Source organism: Curtobacterium sp. MCPF17_050, assembly GCF_003224435.2.
GTDB lineage: Bacteria > Actinomycetota > Actinomycetes > Actinomycetales > Microbacteriaceae > Curtobacterium.
Genome location: NZ_CP126250.1, coordinates 743,901 through 759,256 on the forward strand (window position 1 = coordinate 743,901; position 15,356 = coordinate 759,256).

The following is a 15,356-nucleotide window of genomic DNA, read 5'->3' on the forward strand; positions in this document are numbered from 1 at the left end:
CACGGGCCTCCCGTCAGGACGCCGTGATGGTGACCCCGTGCCACCCGGTCGCGCCGTTCGGTGCCGGCGGCCGCTGCACGCTCGTCTGCACCTCGCCGTCGGCACCGACGGCACGGACCTGGATCTCGTGCCGTCCCTTCGTCGCCGTCCACCGGAGCACCCACTGCCGCCACGTGTCGGCCGAGACCGAGTCCGCCAGTTCGGCGTCCTGCCAGTCGGCGTCCCCGACCTTCACCTGCACGGCCTTCACCCCGGTGTGCGGCTGCCACGCGACGCCCGCGATCGGGACCCGGTCGCCGACGGCCACCGTGACGCCGTCCACCGGGGTGTCGATCCGCGACTCGAGCTTCACCGGTCCCCGCTCCGACCAACCCCGAGGCGTCCAGTACCCCTGTGCCCGGGAGAACCGCGTCACCTCGAGCTCGGTCACCCACTTCGTCGCGGACACGTACCCGAACAGGCCGGGCACGACCAGCCGCGCCGGGAACCCGTGCTCGGCGGGCAGCGGGTCGCCGTTCATCCCGACGGCCAGGAGCGCGTCGGTCCCCTCGTCCTGGAGCACGTCGAGCGGGGTCCCCGCGGTGAAGCCGTCGATGCTGCGGGACAGCACCATGTCCGCTCCGGCGCGGGGGCGGGCGCGCGCCAACAGGGACCGGATCGGGTACCCGAGCCAGAGGGCGTTGCCGATCAAGTCGCCACCGACCTCGTTCGACACGCAGCTCAGGGTCGCCATGTGTTCCTCGAGCGGGAGCGCGAGCAGTTCGTCCCAGGTGAGCTCGACCTCCTCGTCGACCTCGCCCGTGATCTTCAGCGACCAGTCGGCGGGGTCGATGGCGGGGACGCGCAGCGCCGTGTCGATGCGGTAGAAGTCGGCGTTCGGCGTGACGTACGGGGTGATGGCCTCGACGTCCAGGCTCGCGCCGCTCGGGACGGGCGGGGCGGGCGTCGCCGGCTGCGGCAGACGCACGGCTCGCCGGACGGCCGCTGCGGCCTGGAGCGAGGCCGAGCCGGTCCGGGAGGCGCCGCCCACCACGACCGCGAGCGCTGCGCTGGTCACCGTCCAGCGGATGAAGGAGCGGCGTGCGACCGCACCAGCACCGCCGGGTCCGGCGGTCGGGACCGCGCGGGCGTCCTCCCAGCGGCGGAGACGCTGGAGCAGGAGTCGCAGCACCACCACCGCGGCGGCGATGCCGGCGACCGTCGGGGCGCCGTCGAGGGTGCCGCTGCCCGAACGAGTGGTGACGGCGAGGAGTGCGAGCACCCCGCCGGCGGCGAAGACGAGCGCGCCGTACGGCGGGTTCCGGCGTTCGAGGACACCGGCGCCGGCCGCCACCGCGACGAGGATGACGCTCATGAGGACGAACAGGGCCACCTTGTCGCCCGTTCCGAACAGCGACACCATGAGGTCCTTCGCCGTCGGGGGCGCGAGGTCGATGACGGCGGAGCCGACCGCGACGAGCGGACTGCCTGCGCCGCCCAGGACGAGCGCGCCCAGTTCGGCGACCGCGAGGAACGCGAGGACGGCGATGACGCCGACGAGCGCTGCGGCCCACCTGCGGTGCGGGAGGAGGCGCGGGTCTGGCTCGGTCACGATCGGATCGTAGGTCAGTCGTGCTGGGAACAGGGCGTCGGTGCCGCTCGTGGACTGCGGCTGCGGCTGCGGCTGCGGCTGCGGCTGCAGGTCGCGCGTCGGGTCCGGGTCGGGATCGGGGTTCGGGGAGCGTTCACCCGGTGCGAGGTGTGCCGTGCGGGCGCCGTGGCAGGATCGGAGCGTGCCGTGGCGACCTGATCGTGTCCCCGGGCTCGGTCGCGCCCGCGACGACCAGCACCGCTGGTCCTCCGCCGCTCGGCTCCTCGTGCTCCGGTGGGTGATCGTCGGTGTGTGGGTGGCGCTCCTCACCGCCCGGATCATCGTCGTGACCGTCCACCCGGACGCAGACCTGCGGGCCTTCGGCATCGCGGAGGCGGTGGCCGTCACCGCTGGCGTGACGATCGTCGTCCTCGCGGTCGTCCGTGCACGCGCAGCGGGTCGGCGTCGCGCTGACGACGTGCTCGCGCGCGCGGTGCGCCGTATCGACCCGACTGTGTGGCTGGTCCCCGCGGCTCCGACGCAGGAACTGCGCGGGGTGATCGAGGCGGCCCGACCCGAGGTGCCGCTCACCGCTCGCGTGACCTGGGCGTTCGGAGCGACGGAGGCTTCGCTGTGGGAACTCGACGGACGGCGGGCGATTCGGCAGCTCGTCATCCGGTGGAGCCGCGTCATGCACGTCGGGACCGAGGCGGTCCTCGTGCCGGGTGCCGGTCGGCGCACCGCCCCCGCCGTGGCGGTGCACTACGTCCGAGCCGATGACACGACCGCCGTCGCGACGTTCTTCGTGCGTGTCGCCCCCGGTTCGGACCGGTTGCTCGGCCCCGGTGCTCGTCTCGACGACCTGCTCGCCCGACTCGCCCGCGAGCGCATCGTCGCCTGACGGGGATGGCGCTGCGGACCTGTGCGTGAGCTCGTGCTCGTGCCCGTGCCCGTGCCCGTGCCGGTGCCCGTGTCCCGCCCGGCACCGACCGGGACACGGGTTCGCCCGGGTCGGCTCTCGTCGATGACGAAGCAACCGACCCGGGCCTGCGCTCCCGCGGGTCCTGCCGCGGGTCCTGCTCAGTGCGTGGACGGTTCCTGTTCGACCTCGCGGCGGTCGTTGTCGGACCAGAGGGTGTGGAACGTGCCGTCCTTGTCGATGCGCTGGTAGGTGTGGGCGCCGAAGAAGTCGCGTTGCCCCTGGATGAGCGCGGCGGGCAGGCGCTCGGACGCGAGGGAGTCGAAGTAGGACAGGGCGGAGGAGAACCCGGGCGCGGGGACACCGGACGCGGCCGCGATGCCCACGATCCGACGCCAGGCGGCTTCGCCCTCGGCGACGGCGTCGGCGAAGTACGGGTCGACGAGCAGCGACTCGAGGTCCGGGTTCTTCTCGTACGCCTCGACGATGCGGTTGAGGAACTGGGCGCGGATGATGCAGCCGCCGCGCCAGATCTTCGCCATGTCCCCGAGCGCGATGTCCCAGTCGTACTCCTTCGCTCCGGCGATGATGAGGTCGAAGCCCTGCGCGTACGCGACGACCTTCGATGCGTAGAGGGCTGCTCGGACGTCGTCGGTGAACGAGTCCGGTGCCTGGGCGATGTCCGGCCGTGAGGTGACCGATTTCTGGACGGCTGCGCGCTGCGCGGGCCGGGACGAGACGGCTCGGGCGAACACGGCCTCGCCGATGCCGGAGACGGGGATGCCGAGACCGACTGCGTTCTGCACGGTCCAGACGCCGGTGCCCTTCGATCCGGCGGCGTCGCGGATGACGTCCACGAGCGGTGTGCCGGTGTCGGCGTCCTTCTGCTTGAGGACCTCCCCGGTGATCTCGATCAGGTAGGACTCCAGGTCGCCCTTGTTCCACTCGTCGAACACGTTGACGAGCTGGTCGACGCTGTAGCCCCCGATGCGGCGCAGCAGGTCGTAGGACTCCGCGATGAGCTGCATGTCGGCGTACTCGATGCCGTTGTGCACCATCTTGACGAAGTGTCCGGCGCCGTCGGTCCCGACGTGGGTGACGCAGGGCTCGCCCTCGGCGACGGCCGCGATCGACTTCAGGATCGGGCCGAGCGTCTCCCACGCCTCGTCCGAGCCGCCGGGCATGATCGACGGCCCGTGCAGGGCGCCCTCCTCGCCGCCGGAGATGCCGGTGCCGACGAAGTTGATGCCCTTCTCCTTCAGGTCGTGCTCGCGGCGGATGGTGTCGTGGAAGTTCGCGTTGCCGCCGTCGACGATGATGTCGCCCGGCTCGAACCGCTCGGCCAACTGACCGATGACGGCGTCGGTGCCCTTCCCGGCCTGGACCATGATGATCGCCGTGCGCGGCTTCGACAGCGAGGCGACGAAGCCGTCGATGTCCTCCGACGCGATGAAGCCCATGTCCCCGTGCTCGCGCATCAGGTCCTCGGTCCGGGCGTAGGTGCGGTTGTAGACCGCGACGGTGTTCCCCTCACGCGACGCGAGGTTCCGCGCCAGGTTCGAACCCATCACCGCGAGGCCGATGACCCCGATGTTCGCCTGTTCGTTGTTGTCTGCCACGTCGACTCCTTCGTGTCTGGACGGCCGTCGCCAATCTATGCAGCGCCCGATGTGCTCATCCAGGTCTTCCGCATCCTGGGGACAGTCGGTCCCCCTGTTCGTACTGTGGAGACATGGCCGATGCGACCGTCCTCCCGCCCGTGCTCGTGATGGGGGTCTCCGGATCCGGCAAGTCGACGATCGGTGAGGCCCTGACACAGGCGCTCGTCGACCGCGGACAGGCGGTGGAGTTCGTCGACGCGGACGCGCTGCACCCGGCGGCGAACAAGGAGAAGATGCACGCCGGCATCCCGCTCACCGACGACGACCGTCGCCCCTGGCTGGACGCGTGCTCGTCCCGCATCGCGGAGGTCGAGGCCTCCGGCTCGCGGTGTGTGATGGCGAACTCGGCGCTGAAGCGCGCGTACCGGGACCGCCTGCGTGAGGACGCCCCGGACCTCTTCATCGTGTTCCTCGACGGGTCGCGCGAGCTCATCGCCGATCGGCAGCGCCACCGTCACCACGAGTACATGCCGAACTCCCTGCTCGACTCGCAGTTCGCGACGCTCGAGCGCCCGGGCGCGGACGAAGCCGTCGCGGCGGTGCCGATCCACGGGGTCGTGGACGACACCGTCGCGGCGATCCTCGCCGTCCTGCCCTGAGCCCGTCCTGCCCCGAGCCCGTCCGGCCCTGAGCCCGTCCTGGCCTGAGCCCGTCGCGCTCGACGACCTGACCGTCGGGTCTACTTCCGGCTGAGCTCCGACCGTCGAGCGCGGTACTCCTCGGCGTCGATCTCGCCGCGGGCGAACCGGTCGGCCAGCACCGACCGCGCGTCGGCGATCGCCCGTCCGGCACCGCGGCGGAGGACGCCGAAGACGACGACCCCGACGACGAGCAGGAGCAGGAGCGCCGGGAACACGGGGAAGCCGTGGGACGGCATCCCGCCTCCGTGCCAGTACGGAGCGGTGGCAGCGAGTGTGGTGAGCATGGGGACCTCCGAGGTCGGGTGTGGTGCCGCGGTCGCGACACGACAAGGCTGTCGGTCGGGAGGCCCCACCCGCGTCCGCCAGGAGAGCCCACTCGGACCTGCTCCCGCCGGCTCACCCGCGCCGGTTCGTCCACAGGCGACTACTCCTCCGGGCGTAGTCCACAGGCCCTCCCGCTGCGCGATGTGTCGGGGGAGGGCCGACCGTAGGCTCGCTGCATGACCACCGACACGCGCTCCGACACCCGCCCGGCGGGTGGACGCCGGTTCGCCCGCGTGGGACGGGTGCTGCCGGTGGCGCTCGTGCAGGTCGTCGGCACCGTCGCCGCCACCCGGTGGGCAGCCGAGGACTGTCCCGGTGCCGTCGGTGCTGGTGGCCCGCCGTGGACAGAGCGCTTCGGTGACGGCGTCGACCCGGTGTTGCTCGGACCCCTGGCATGGGTGCTGCTCGTGGGCGGGATCGTCGTCCTGCCCTTCCGGTGGCGGTGGCCGGTCGTGGTCCTGGCCCTGACCCTCGGCACGACGATCGGCTACGCCCTGGTCGTCAGTCCGCGTGGGCCGTTCGTCGCGGCGCTGACCATGGCGCTGGCGAACGCCTGGTTCCGCGGCCACCGCGTCCCCACGTACGTCGCTGCCGCGGTCGCGCAGGTCGTCCTGCCCTCGGCGGACACCCTGACCGGCCGCGCGCCCTTCCCGACCGTCACCACGATGACGCTCTGCCTGGCGTGGCTGACGGTCACCATCGCCGTCACCGAGCTCGTCCGGGTACGGGTGGCCCGCGCCGCCGACGCCCGTCGCGCCCGCCTCGCGGCGGAGCAGCAGCGCGCCGGCGCCGAGCGCGTCCGCATCGCCCGGGAGCTCCACGACTCGGTCGCCCACAGCATGTCGCTCATCAACCTGCAGGCGGGGGTGGCCCTGCACCTCGGGGCCGAACTCCCCGAGCAGACCCGGGAGTCGCTGCTGAACATCCGCGACTCCAGCAAGCAGGCGCTCGTGGAGCTCCGGACGATCCTCGGCGTGCTGCGGGCCGTCGACGCACCGTCCGGCACCTCCGACCGCACCCCGGTCGCCGGTCTCGACCGCGTCCCCGACCTGGTCGATCGAGCCCGCCTGGCCGGGATGGACGTGGAGCTGCGCCTGGACGGCCCGGTGGAGACCGTCGCCGGCGTCGTCTCGCGCAACGCCTTCCGCATCGTGCAGGAGTCCGTCACGAACGTCATGAAGCACGTCCCTGACCACCACGCCTCGGTCGTGGTCGACGTGGGGGCCGAGGTCGTCGACATCACGGTGACCGACGTCCCGGCGCCGGTCGCGATCGGCGCCGGTGCCCCGCGGACCGAGGAGGCGCCCCGCGGGCACCGCTCCTCGTCCGCCCTCGCCCGTGCGGCGGGCCAGCACACCGTGACCGAGCAGGCGGACGGCGGCAGCGGCAGCAGTCCGGGGAACGGGCTGGTCGGGATGCACGAACGGGCCACGGCTGTCGGCGGCACACTCGCCGTCGGCCCGACGCCCGACGGCGGGTGGTCGGTCCACGCACGCCTGCCGATCGGCGAACCCGCACGCACTGCGTCCAGAGCGACGGAGACGACCGCATGACCATGTCCGCGACTCCCACCACGCCGGATCTGATCCAGATCGTGTTGGTGGACGACCAGAGCCTCATCCGTGCCGGACTCCGCGCACTTGTGTCCGCCGAGCCGGGGATGCAGGTCGTCGGTGAGGCGTCCGACGGCGAGGACGCCGTCGCGGTCGTCGCACGGGAACTGCCGGACGTCGTGCTCATGGACATCCGCATGCCGGGGACCGACGGCCTCGTCGCCACTCGGCGGATCTCCGAGGACCCGGCGCTCAGCGCGGTGCACGTGGTGGTCCTCACGACCTTCGAGGAGGACGACACCGTGTTCGAGGCGATCCGTGGTGGTGCTGCCGGGTTCCTCGTGAAGGACACCGAGCCCGCCGAACTCCTCCGGGCGATCCGCACCGTCGTCGCGGGGGAGTCGTTGCTGTCGCCGGGCCCGACCCGGTCGCTCGTCGAGGCGTACGCGGCGCACGCGAAGCCGGCAGCGCTCGCACCCGAACTCGACGCCCTGACCGACCGCGAGCGCCAGGTCATGCGCCTGGTCGCGAGCGGCTTGACGAACGCCGAGATCGCCGAGCGCCTGTTCGTCAGTCCGGCCACGACGAAGACCCACGTCTCCCGGGCGATGATCAAGCTCGGCGCTCGCGACCGCGCCCAACTCGTGGTCTTCGCCTACGAGACCGGCCTCGTCACCCCGGGGTGGACGGGATGACGGGCACCAGCACGAGCAACGAGGGCGACGATCGAGCCGACAGCGTCGACGAGGTCCTCGAACGTGAGATCCCTCGCTACGCCGACGCGCTCGACCGCCTTGCGCGGTACGCCCCCGGGCCTGTCGGGTCGGCCGCTGCCGATGGACACACGGCCGCCGCCGGTGCAGGCTCGACAGGTGGACGCCGGATGCATCCCGCACCGCCGCGGAGGAGCACCGCGCCCACCTCGAGGAGGAGCAACGCCGTGACCGATCCCGCGAACCCGACCCCCGGTGCGACCGACGCACGCTCTGCGGGCGGAGGCACAGCCTCCAGGCCGGACACCTGGGCGAGCACGGACCGTGGACAGCTCGTCGACCGTGCCGAGGTGATCGTCACCAGTCCGGACCGGAACTTCGTCACCCTCAAGCTGACCACCGCGGACGGCGTCATCGGTCTCGGTGACGCGACCCTGAACGGCCGCGAGCTCGCGGTCGCCGCGTACCTGTCCGAGCACGTCGTCCCGCTGCTCACCGGTCGGGACGCCAGCCGCATCGAGGACGCCTGGCAGTTCCTCTACCGCTCGACCTACTGGCGTCGGGGTCCGGTGACGATGGCCGCGATCGCCGCCGTCGACATGGCGCTCTGGGACATCAAGGCCAAGGTCGCCGGGATGCCGCTCTACCAGCTGCTCGGCGGTGCTTCCCGGACCGGGCTGATGGCGTACGGGCACGCCTCGGGCAAGGACCTCCCGGAGCTGTTCGACTCGATCCGCCAGCACCAGGCCGAGGGGTACCGGTCGATCCGCGTCCAGACCGGCGTGCCGGGGCTCGAGTCCATCTACGGCATCGCCTCGAACCGCACCACCGAGGGCAACGCCGGCGTCCGCTACGACTTCGAGCCCGCGCAGCGTGGGGCGTTCCCGGCCATGGAGGACTGGGACACCCGCGCGTACCTCCGGCACCTGCCGACCGTCTTCGAGGCGGTCCGCAACGAGTTCGGCCCCGAGCTGCCGCTCCTGCACGACGGACACCACCGGATGACCCCGATCCAGGCCGCCAAGCTCGGGAAGTCGCTCGAGCCGTACGACCTCTTCTGGCTCGAGGACTGCACCCCCGCCGAGAACCAGGAAGCGCTCCGACTCGTCCGGCAGCACACCACGACCCCGCTCGCCATCGGTGAGGTCTTCAACACGGTCTGGGACTTCAAAGACCTCATCCGCGACCAGCTCATCGACTACGTCCGCGGTGCCGTCACGCACATGGGCGGCGTGACCCCGCTGCGGAAGACGATGGACTACGCCGCGATGTACCAGGTGAAGTCCGGGTTCCACGGGCCGACCGACATCTCGCCGGTGGGGATGGCGGCCCAGATGCACCTCGGACTCGCCATCCACAACTTCGGGATCCAGGAGTACATGCAGCACGGCCCGAGGACGAACCAGGTGTTCCAGCAGACGGCCACCTTCGCGGACGGGTACCTGCACCCCGGCGACGAGCCCGGCATCGGCGTCTCGCTCGACGTCGACGAGGCCGGGAAGTACCCGTACGAGCAGGCGTACCTGCCGTTCAACCGCCTGGCGGACGGCACCGTGCACGACTGGTGAGCGTTCCCGGGCGCTGCACCGTGCCCGACGGGCAGAGTGGTGGCGTGGACCCCGCAGCGCTCGCCGACGTCGCCCGCGACCTGTTGCGCGCCGCTCCGGGCGACTTCGTGGCCGCGCGGACGGCACGGCAACGAGCGGTCCGGAAGGACGACCGGGAGCTCGCGGCCGCGATCGGGAAGCTGAAGAAGCCCGCGCCGGCCGCGTGGATCGTCGACCTGCTCGCCTCCGAGGCCGCCCTCGACGACGCCGTCGACCTCGGTCCGGCCCTCCGGCAGGCGCAGGCCTCCGCGGACCCGCAGCAGATCGCGACACTTCGGAAGCAGCGGTCACAGGTCGTGGCGGCGCTCGCCGACACCGGGGCCGACCGGGCGTCCGCAGCCGGGCACCCGCCGACCCCGGCCGTGCTCGAGCAGGTCCGCGCGACCATCGAGGCCGGCATGGCCGACCCGCACGCCGGCGCCGCGATCCGATCGGGCCTCCTCCTGCGGCCCCTGGAGAGCGTGGGGTTCGAGGACGTCGACCTGACCGACGCGGTGGCCGTCCCGGACGCCGTCCCGGACGCGTGGTCCGGCAGCGACGCGCCTCCCATCCCGATCACGGCCGGGAGGCGCGGTGCACGCCGTCCCGCCGCGCCCGGTCCCGCAGACGACGAGCCCGGGACCCCCGACGAGCCCGGGATCCCCGACGAGCCGGGGACCCCCGACGAGCCGGATGCTCCTGACGGGCCTGGGACCCCTGACGAGCCGGATGCCCCGGATGGACCAGATGCTATTGCCGAACCGGATGCTCCGGACGGGCCCGACCTGCCGGCTCCCGACGAGGACCAGCGCGACCCCGCAGCCGAGCGCCGCGAGGCGCGCGAGGCCGAGGCGGCAGCGAGACGTGCCTCCCGGCAGGCCGATGCCGCTCTCGACCAGGCGGAGTCCGCCCTCGAGGACGTCGAGGACCGACGCGCCGACCTCGACCGCCGCCGTCGCGACCTCGAGCGACAGCTCAGCGCCCTCGACCAGGAGCGAGCCGACCTCGACGCCGAGGCCGAGCGGCTCGGGCAGGAGCGCGACGACGCCGAGGCCGCGAGCGACCGCGCCCGGGAAGCCCTCGTCGCCGCCCGGCACCACCGTCGCCGCTGACCAGTCACGGCACCGTCGCGACACGCCCGGAGCCCCTGCTAGACTCGGTGACTGACTTCGGCGAGGGCCGCGCAAGCGGCCGTGATCGACGCGGTGGGAGACCCGGCCAGCCCTGGGAACGTTCCTCACGCGTGCACGCGTTCGAGTTGCAACACCACAGACCCCCCCCGATGCCGGCACTCCGGCGTCGTCCCCGACACCAGGAGGCATCATGGCTGACTACACCAAGCTCGCAGCGGAAGTCCGCACCAAGTTCGGCAAGGGTGCGGCCCGCAAGCTCCGCGCCGCCGACAAGATCCCCGCCGTCGTCTACGGTCACGGCACCGAGCCGCAGCACATCAGCCTGCCGGGCCACGAGACGATGCTCCTCGTCCGTACCGCCAACGCGGTCGTGGACCTCGACATCGAGGGTGCGGCCCAGCTCGCCCTCGTCAAGGACGTCCAGCGTGACCCGGTGCGTCAGATCATCGAGCACATCGACCTCGTCGTCGTGCGTCGTGGCGAGAAGGTCACGGTCGACGTGCCCGTCGTCATCGAGGGCGAGTCCTTCGCCGGCACCATCCACGTGCAGGACCTGGCGAGCGTCTCCCTGCTCGTCGAGGCTACCGACATCCCCGAGCACGTCGTCGTGGACGTCGAGGGCCTCGAGGACGGTGCGCAGGTCCACGCGTCCGACCTGCAGCTCCCGGCCGGTGCCGAGCTCGAGACCGACGCCGAGTCGCTCGTCGTCCAGATCGTCACCCCGCGTGGCACCGCTGACGACGACGCCGCCGACGAGGCCGCTGCCGAGGCGGGCGCCGAGGCCGGCACCGAGGGCGGCTCCGCCCCGGCCGACGCCGACTCCGAGTAAGACGACGACGACGTCTGGCCGACGCTGATGGCGGAGCGCATGTTCGTGGTGGTCGGGCTCGGGAACCCCGGGCCCGACTACGCGGGCAACCGTCACAACGTCGGCCAGATGGTCCTCGACGAACTGGCCGCCCGGATGGGTGCCACGTTCAGGAAGCACAAGACCCCGAACCAGGTCGCCGAGGGGCGCCTCGTACCGGGGGGCCCGAAGCTCGTCCTCGCGAAGCCCGGGTCGTTCATGAACACGTCCGGCGGTCCGGTCTCCGCCGTCCTCGGGTTCTACAGCGTGCCGCCGGCGGACCTGATCCTGGTCCACGACGAGCTCGACCTGCCGTTCGACTCCGTGAAGCTCAAGGGCAACGGTGGCCACGGCGGGCACAACGGCATCCGCGACGTCATCAAGGCGACGAACACGAACGAGTTCGCCCGCGTGCGGGTCGGCATCGGACGCCCGCCCGGCCGTCAGGACCCGGCCGACTACGTGCTGCGTGACTTCTCCGCCGCCGAGAAGAAGGCGCTGCCGAACCTCCTCGCCGACGCGGCCGACGCCGTCGAGGCGATCGTGACCGACGGCCTGCTCGCCGCGCAGCAGCGCTTCCACGCCCCGGCTTGACCACCGTCGCCATCGGACGACCTGGAGCCGGGCAGCTCCTGAGCCGGAACCGGCCAGGAGGCCCGCCCCGGCTCCGCCACGCGCCTCCTGTTCGCCCGTCGCGCACGCCGCGACCGCTGTCGGGGGCCGCCGGTACCATCGTGTGAGTGACGATCTCGGGCCTCATCCCTGCGCTCTCGCGCGCCTCCTCCTTCGATCGTGCGCTCCGTGCCGCTCCTCGCGACGCCGACTTCTCGGTGGTCGACGGCCTGCGCGTGCCCCTGTTCGCCGCCCTGCTGGCCGAGCGCTCGGGCCCGCAGTGCGCCTTCGTCATCACCGCGACCGGGCGGGAGGCCGAAGCCGTCCGTGACGCCCTCAGCTGCACCGTCCCCGACGCGGACGTGCTCGAGTTCCCGGCGTGGGAGACCCTGCCGCACGAGCGTCTCAGCCCGAGCCCGCAGACCGTCGGCACCCGCATCGCGACCCTCCGCGCACTGCAGCGGTGGCAGGACGCCCCTGCCGCGGAGCGCCGGACGACCGTCGTGGTCGCGAGCGTCCGGGCAGCGCTCCAACCGATCGCCGACAACCTGACCGAGCTCGCTCCGGTCGTGCTGCGGAGCGCGTCGCGGGGCAACGACCTCGGCGCGATCGCCGCACAGCTCGTCGACCTCGCGTACGCCCGGGTGGACCTCGTCACCCGCCGCGGGGAGTTCGCCGTCCGCGGCGGCATCCTCGACGTCTTCCCGCCGACGGCCGACCACCCCGTCCGCGTCGACTTCTTCGGTGACGAGATCGAGGGCATCAAGGCGTTCTCGGTCGCCGACCAGCGGTCGACGGACGACGACCTCGACGCGGTGGAGCTCACCGCATCACGCGAACTGCTCCTGAGCGACGACGTCCGGCAGCGGGCGCGCGAGATGCTCCACGAGTTCCCGAACCTGTCGCAGATGCTCGCGAAGGTGTCCGAGGGGATCCCCGTCGAGGGCATGGAGTCCCTCGCCCCGGCGCTGGTCCGCAAGCTCGTGCCGGTGACGGAGTACCTGCCCGAGGAAGCGACGATCGCGGTCTTCTCGCCGGAGCGGGTGAGCGGTCGCGCGCACAGCCTGGCCGAGACGAACCAGGAGTTCCTGCAGGCGGCGTGGAGCGCGGCCGTGGCGGGTGCCCAGGCGCCCATCGACCTCGATGCGGGCAACTTCCTCACGGTCCAGCAGCTGAAGAACACCCGCGGGCAGCGCACGTGGTGGACGGTGTCGCCGTTCGACTCCGGGGCCGACGAACCGCTGAGCGACGCCGACGCGGCCGCCGAGGCGGGGGAGTACATCCGCGTCCCGGGCGAGGCGATCCCGAGCTTCGCCGGCAGTGCGGACGGTGCGGTCGCCCACGTCAAGGCGCTGACCGACGACCAGTGGGCCGTCGTCGTGACGGCGCAGGGCCAGGGCCTCGTCGAACGTGCGGTGCAGGTGCTCGCCGACGCCGGGGTGGCTGCGCGCGCCGAGACGCTGGACGGGCCTCCCGAGCCGGGCGTCGCCATCGTCACGACGGCCAGCGTCGAGCACGGCTTCGCCGTCGCGGACCCGCGCATCGCGCTCCTCAGCGAGGCCGAGTTCTACGGCCGCAGCGTCCAGCAGGGCGCCCGCACCGTCAAGAAGCTCGCGAGCCGGCGCAAGAACGTCGTCGACCCACTGCAGCTGAAGCCGGGCGACGTCGTCGTGCACGCCACGCACGGCATCGGCAAGTTCGTGGAACTGGTCAGCAGGGAGGTCAGTTCCGGCGGCCGGAACGCCGTCAAGCAGCAGCGTGAGTACCTGGTGCTCGAGTACGCGCCCTCGAAGCGGAACTACCCCGGCGACAAGCTCTTCGTGCCGACCGACCAGCTCGACCAGCTGTCCCGGTACGTCGGCGGCGAGAACCCGACCCTGTCGAAGATGGGCGGCTCGGACTGGTCGGCGGCGAAGTCGAAGGCGCGCAAGGCCGTGCGCGACATCGCGGTGGACCTCGTGAAGCTGTACTCCGCCCGCATGGCGTCGAAGGGGCACGCGTTCGGGCCGGACACCCCGTGGCAGCGCGAGCTGGAGGAGGCGTTCCCCTTCGCGGAGACCGTCGACCAGCTGACGACCATCGACGAGATCAAGCGCGACATGGAGAGCCCGATCCCGATGGACCGGCTGCTCTCCGGAGACGTCGGCTACGGCAAGACCGAGGTCGCGATCCGCGCCGCGTTCAAGGCGGTGCAGGACGGCAAGCAGGTCGCCGTGCTCGTCCCGACGACACTGCTCGTCCGCCAGCACATGGAGACGTTCCAGGAGCGGTTCGCCGGGTTCCCGGTGAACCTGCGCGCCCTGAGCCGGTTCCAGACCGAGAAGGAGACGAAGGAGACCCTCGCGGGCCTCGCCGACGGCACCGTCGACGTCGTCATCGGCACGCACCGGATCCTGTCGCAGAGCGTGCAGTTCAAGGACGTCGGCCTCGTCATCATCGACGAGGAGCAGCGCTTCGGCGTCGAGCACAAGGACCAGCTCAAGAAGCTCAAGACGAACGTCGACGTCCTGGCGATGTCCGCGACGCCGATCCCGCGCTCGCTCGAGATGGCGGTGACCGGCATCCGCGAGATGTCGACCCTCGCGACCCCGCCGGAGGACCGGCACCCGATCCTCACGTTCGTCGGACCGCAGTCGGACCTGCAGGTGGCCGCGGCGATCAAGCGCGAGATGCTCCGCGAGGGCCAGGTGTTCTACGTGCACAACCGCGTGAAGGACATCCAGTCGGTCGCGTCGCACCTGGCCGAGATCGTGCCGGACGCCCGCATCGCCGTGGCGCACGGGCAGATGGGCGAGCAGGCCCTCGAGCAGGTCATGGTCGACTTCTGGGAGCGCCGGTTCGACGTGCTCGTGTCGACGACGATCATCGAGACCGGTCTGGACATCGCGAACGCGAACACCCTCATCATCGACAAGGCGGACAAGTACGGCCTGTCGCAGCTCCACCAGCTCCGCGGCCGTGTCGGTCGTGGGCGCGAGCGCGGGTACGCGTACTTCCTGTACGACGCCGAGAAGCCGCTGTCCGAGACCGCGCAGGACCGCCTCGAGACGATCGCGGCGAACAACGAGCTCGGCGCGGGCATGCAGGTCGCGATGAAGGACCTCGAGATCCGCGGTGCCGGCAACCTGCTCGGCGGCGAGCAGTCCGGGCACATCGCGGGCGTCGGGTTCGACCTGTACCTGCGGATGATCGGCGAGGCGGTGTCGCAGTTCCGCGGGGACGTGGCGGAGGGACAGACCGAGCTCCGGCTCGAGATCCCCGTCGACGCGCACATCCCGGAGGACTACGTCGAGTCCGAGCGACTCCGACTCGAGGCGTACCAGAAGCTCTCCGCCGCGTCGGCCCCGGCCGCGCAGCCCGAGGCGATCGACATGGTCCTCGACGAGCTCACCGACCGGTACGGCACCCCGCCGCAGGCCGTGCTGACGCTGATCGAGGTGTCCCGCCTCCGCCGGATGGCGCAGCAGGTCGGCCTGTCCGACGTGGTCGTCATGGGGTCGAACCTGCGGGTGGCGGGCAAGGAACTCGCCGACTCGGCGCAGGTCCGCCTCAAGCGGATGTTCGCCGGTGCACGCTGGTTCCCGCAGCAGGACGCCGCGAGCATCCCGGTCCCGAAGCCGCACGGCGAGACCCTGCCGGACGACGCCCTCATCGGTTGGGTGGAGAGCATCCTCACCGCGGTCTACGGAGCGCCCGCCCGGGCGGAGGCCCCGGCCGCCTGACAGTCCTCGTCCGGTGACCACCGGACGGACGGGAGGCCCGGGACGGATCCGTCCCGGGCCTCCCGTCGGTCGCGT

12 protein-coding genes are annotated in these 15,356 nt (G+C 72.0%); 9 read left to right on the plus strand and 3 right to left on the minus strand.

The features are described from left to right. Positions 1-13: 13 nt before the first annotated feature. The gene (locus DEJ34_RS03565; protein WP_258368328.1) at positions 14-1,591 is read right to left on the minus strand and encodes a molybdopterin-dependent oxidoreductase; all 1,578 of its coding nucleotides are present in this window, start codon (positions 1,589-1,591) and stop codon (positions 14-16) included. A 181-nt stretch (positions 1,592-1,772) separates the two neighbouring features. On the opposite strand from DEJ34_RS03565, the gene DEJ34_RS03570 reads away from it, so the two are divergent. Further along, positions 1,773-2,471 carry a hypothetical protein gene (locus tag DEJ34_RS03570; RefSeq protein WP_258368327.1) on the plus strand — a complete coding sequence of 233 codons (699 nt, stop codon included), beginning with the start codon at positions 1,773-1,775 and terminating at the stop codon, positions 2,469-2,471. Between the two features lie 179 nt (positions 2,472-2,650). Here the strand turns inward: DEJ34_RS03570 and gnd are convergent, their stop codons facing one another. After that, entirely contained in the window at positions 2,651-4,057 is a 1,407-nt protein-coding gene (gene gnd / locus DEJ34_RS03575; RefSeq protein ID WP_284180734.1) for an NADP-dependent phosphogluconate dehydrogenase, read from the minus strand. A gap of 164 nt (positions 4,058-4,221) precedes the next feature. Between gnd and DEJ34_RS03580 the strand changes: the two genes are divergently transcribed. Then, complete coding sequence (locus DEJ34_RS03580; RefSeq protein ID WP_110890358.1) at positions 4,222-4,749, plus strand: gluconokinase; 528 nt, start codon at positions 4,222-4,224, stop codon at positions 4,747-4,749. 80 nt (positions 4,750-4,829) lie between these two features. Here the strand turns inward: DEJ34_RS03580 and DEJ34_RS03585 are convergent, their stop codons facing one another. Next, the gene (locus DEJ34_RS03585; RefSeq protein ID WP_258365751.1) at positions 4,830-5,075 is read right to left on the minus strand and encodes an SHOCT domain-containing protein; all 246 of its coding nucleotides are present in this window, start codon (positions 5,073-5,075) and stop codon (positions 4,830-4,832) included. 216 nt (positions 5,076-5,291) lie between these two features. Between DEJ34_RS03585 and DEJ34_RS03590 the strand changes: the two genes are divergently transcribed. From DEJ34_RS03590 to mfd, 7 genes are all read left to right on the plus strand, one after another. Continuing rightward, complete coding sequence (locus DEJ34_RS03590) at positions 5,292-6,668, plus strand: sensor histidine kinase (protein ID WP_110911422.1); 1,377 nt, start codon at positions 5,292-5,294, stop codon at positions 6,666-6,668. A 29-nt stretch (positions 6,669-6,697) separates the two neighbouring features. Further along, the gene (locus DEJ34_RS03595) at positions 6,698-7,363 is read left to right on the plus strand and encodes a response regulator transcription factor (protein WP_110911468.1); all 666 of its coding nucleotides are present in this window, start codon (positions 6,698-6,700) and stop codon (positions 7,361-7,363) included. Positions 7,364-7,608: 245 nt separating this feature from the next. Beyond that, complete coding sequence (manD, locus tag DEJ34_RS03600; protein WP_258368326.1) at positions 7,609-8,949, plus strand: D-mannonate dehydratase ManD; 1,341 nt, start codon at positions 7,609-7,611, stop codon at positions 8,947-8,949. A gap of 44 nt (positions 8,950-8,993) precedes the next feature. Beyond that, positions 8,994-10,079 carry a hypothetical protein gene (locus tag DEJ34_RS03605; RefSeq protein ID WP_146236925.1) on the plus strand — a complete coding sequence of 362 codons (1,086 nt, stop codon included), beginning with the start codon at positions 8,994-8,996 and terminating at the stop codon, positions 10,077-10,079. A gap of 211 nt (positions 10,080-10,290) precedes the next feature. After that, positions 10,291-10,929 (plus strand): 50S ribosomal protein L25/general stress protein Ctc, encoded by a 639-nt coding sequence (locus DEJ34_RS03610; RefSeq protein ID WP_110890355.1) that lies wholly within the window; start codon positions 10,291-10,293, stop codon positions 10,927-10,929. 27 nt (positions 10,930-10,956) lie between these two features. After that, positions 10,957-11,541: an aminoacyl-tRNA hydrolase gene (pth, locus tag DEJ34_RS03615; RefSeq protein WP_110911421.1), complete on the plus strand. Its 585-nt coding sequence runs from the start codon at positions 10,957-10,959 to the stop codon at positions 11,539-11,541. Between the two features lie 146 nt (positions 11,542-11,687). Continuing rightward, a complete protein-coding gene (gene mfd / locus DEJ34_RS03620; protein WP_110823615.1) occupies positions 11,688-15,281 on the plus strand; it encodes a transcription-repair coupling factor in 3,594 nt (1,197 codons plus the stop codon). The last annotated feature ends 75 nt before the right edge of the window (positions 15,282-15,356 follow it).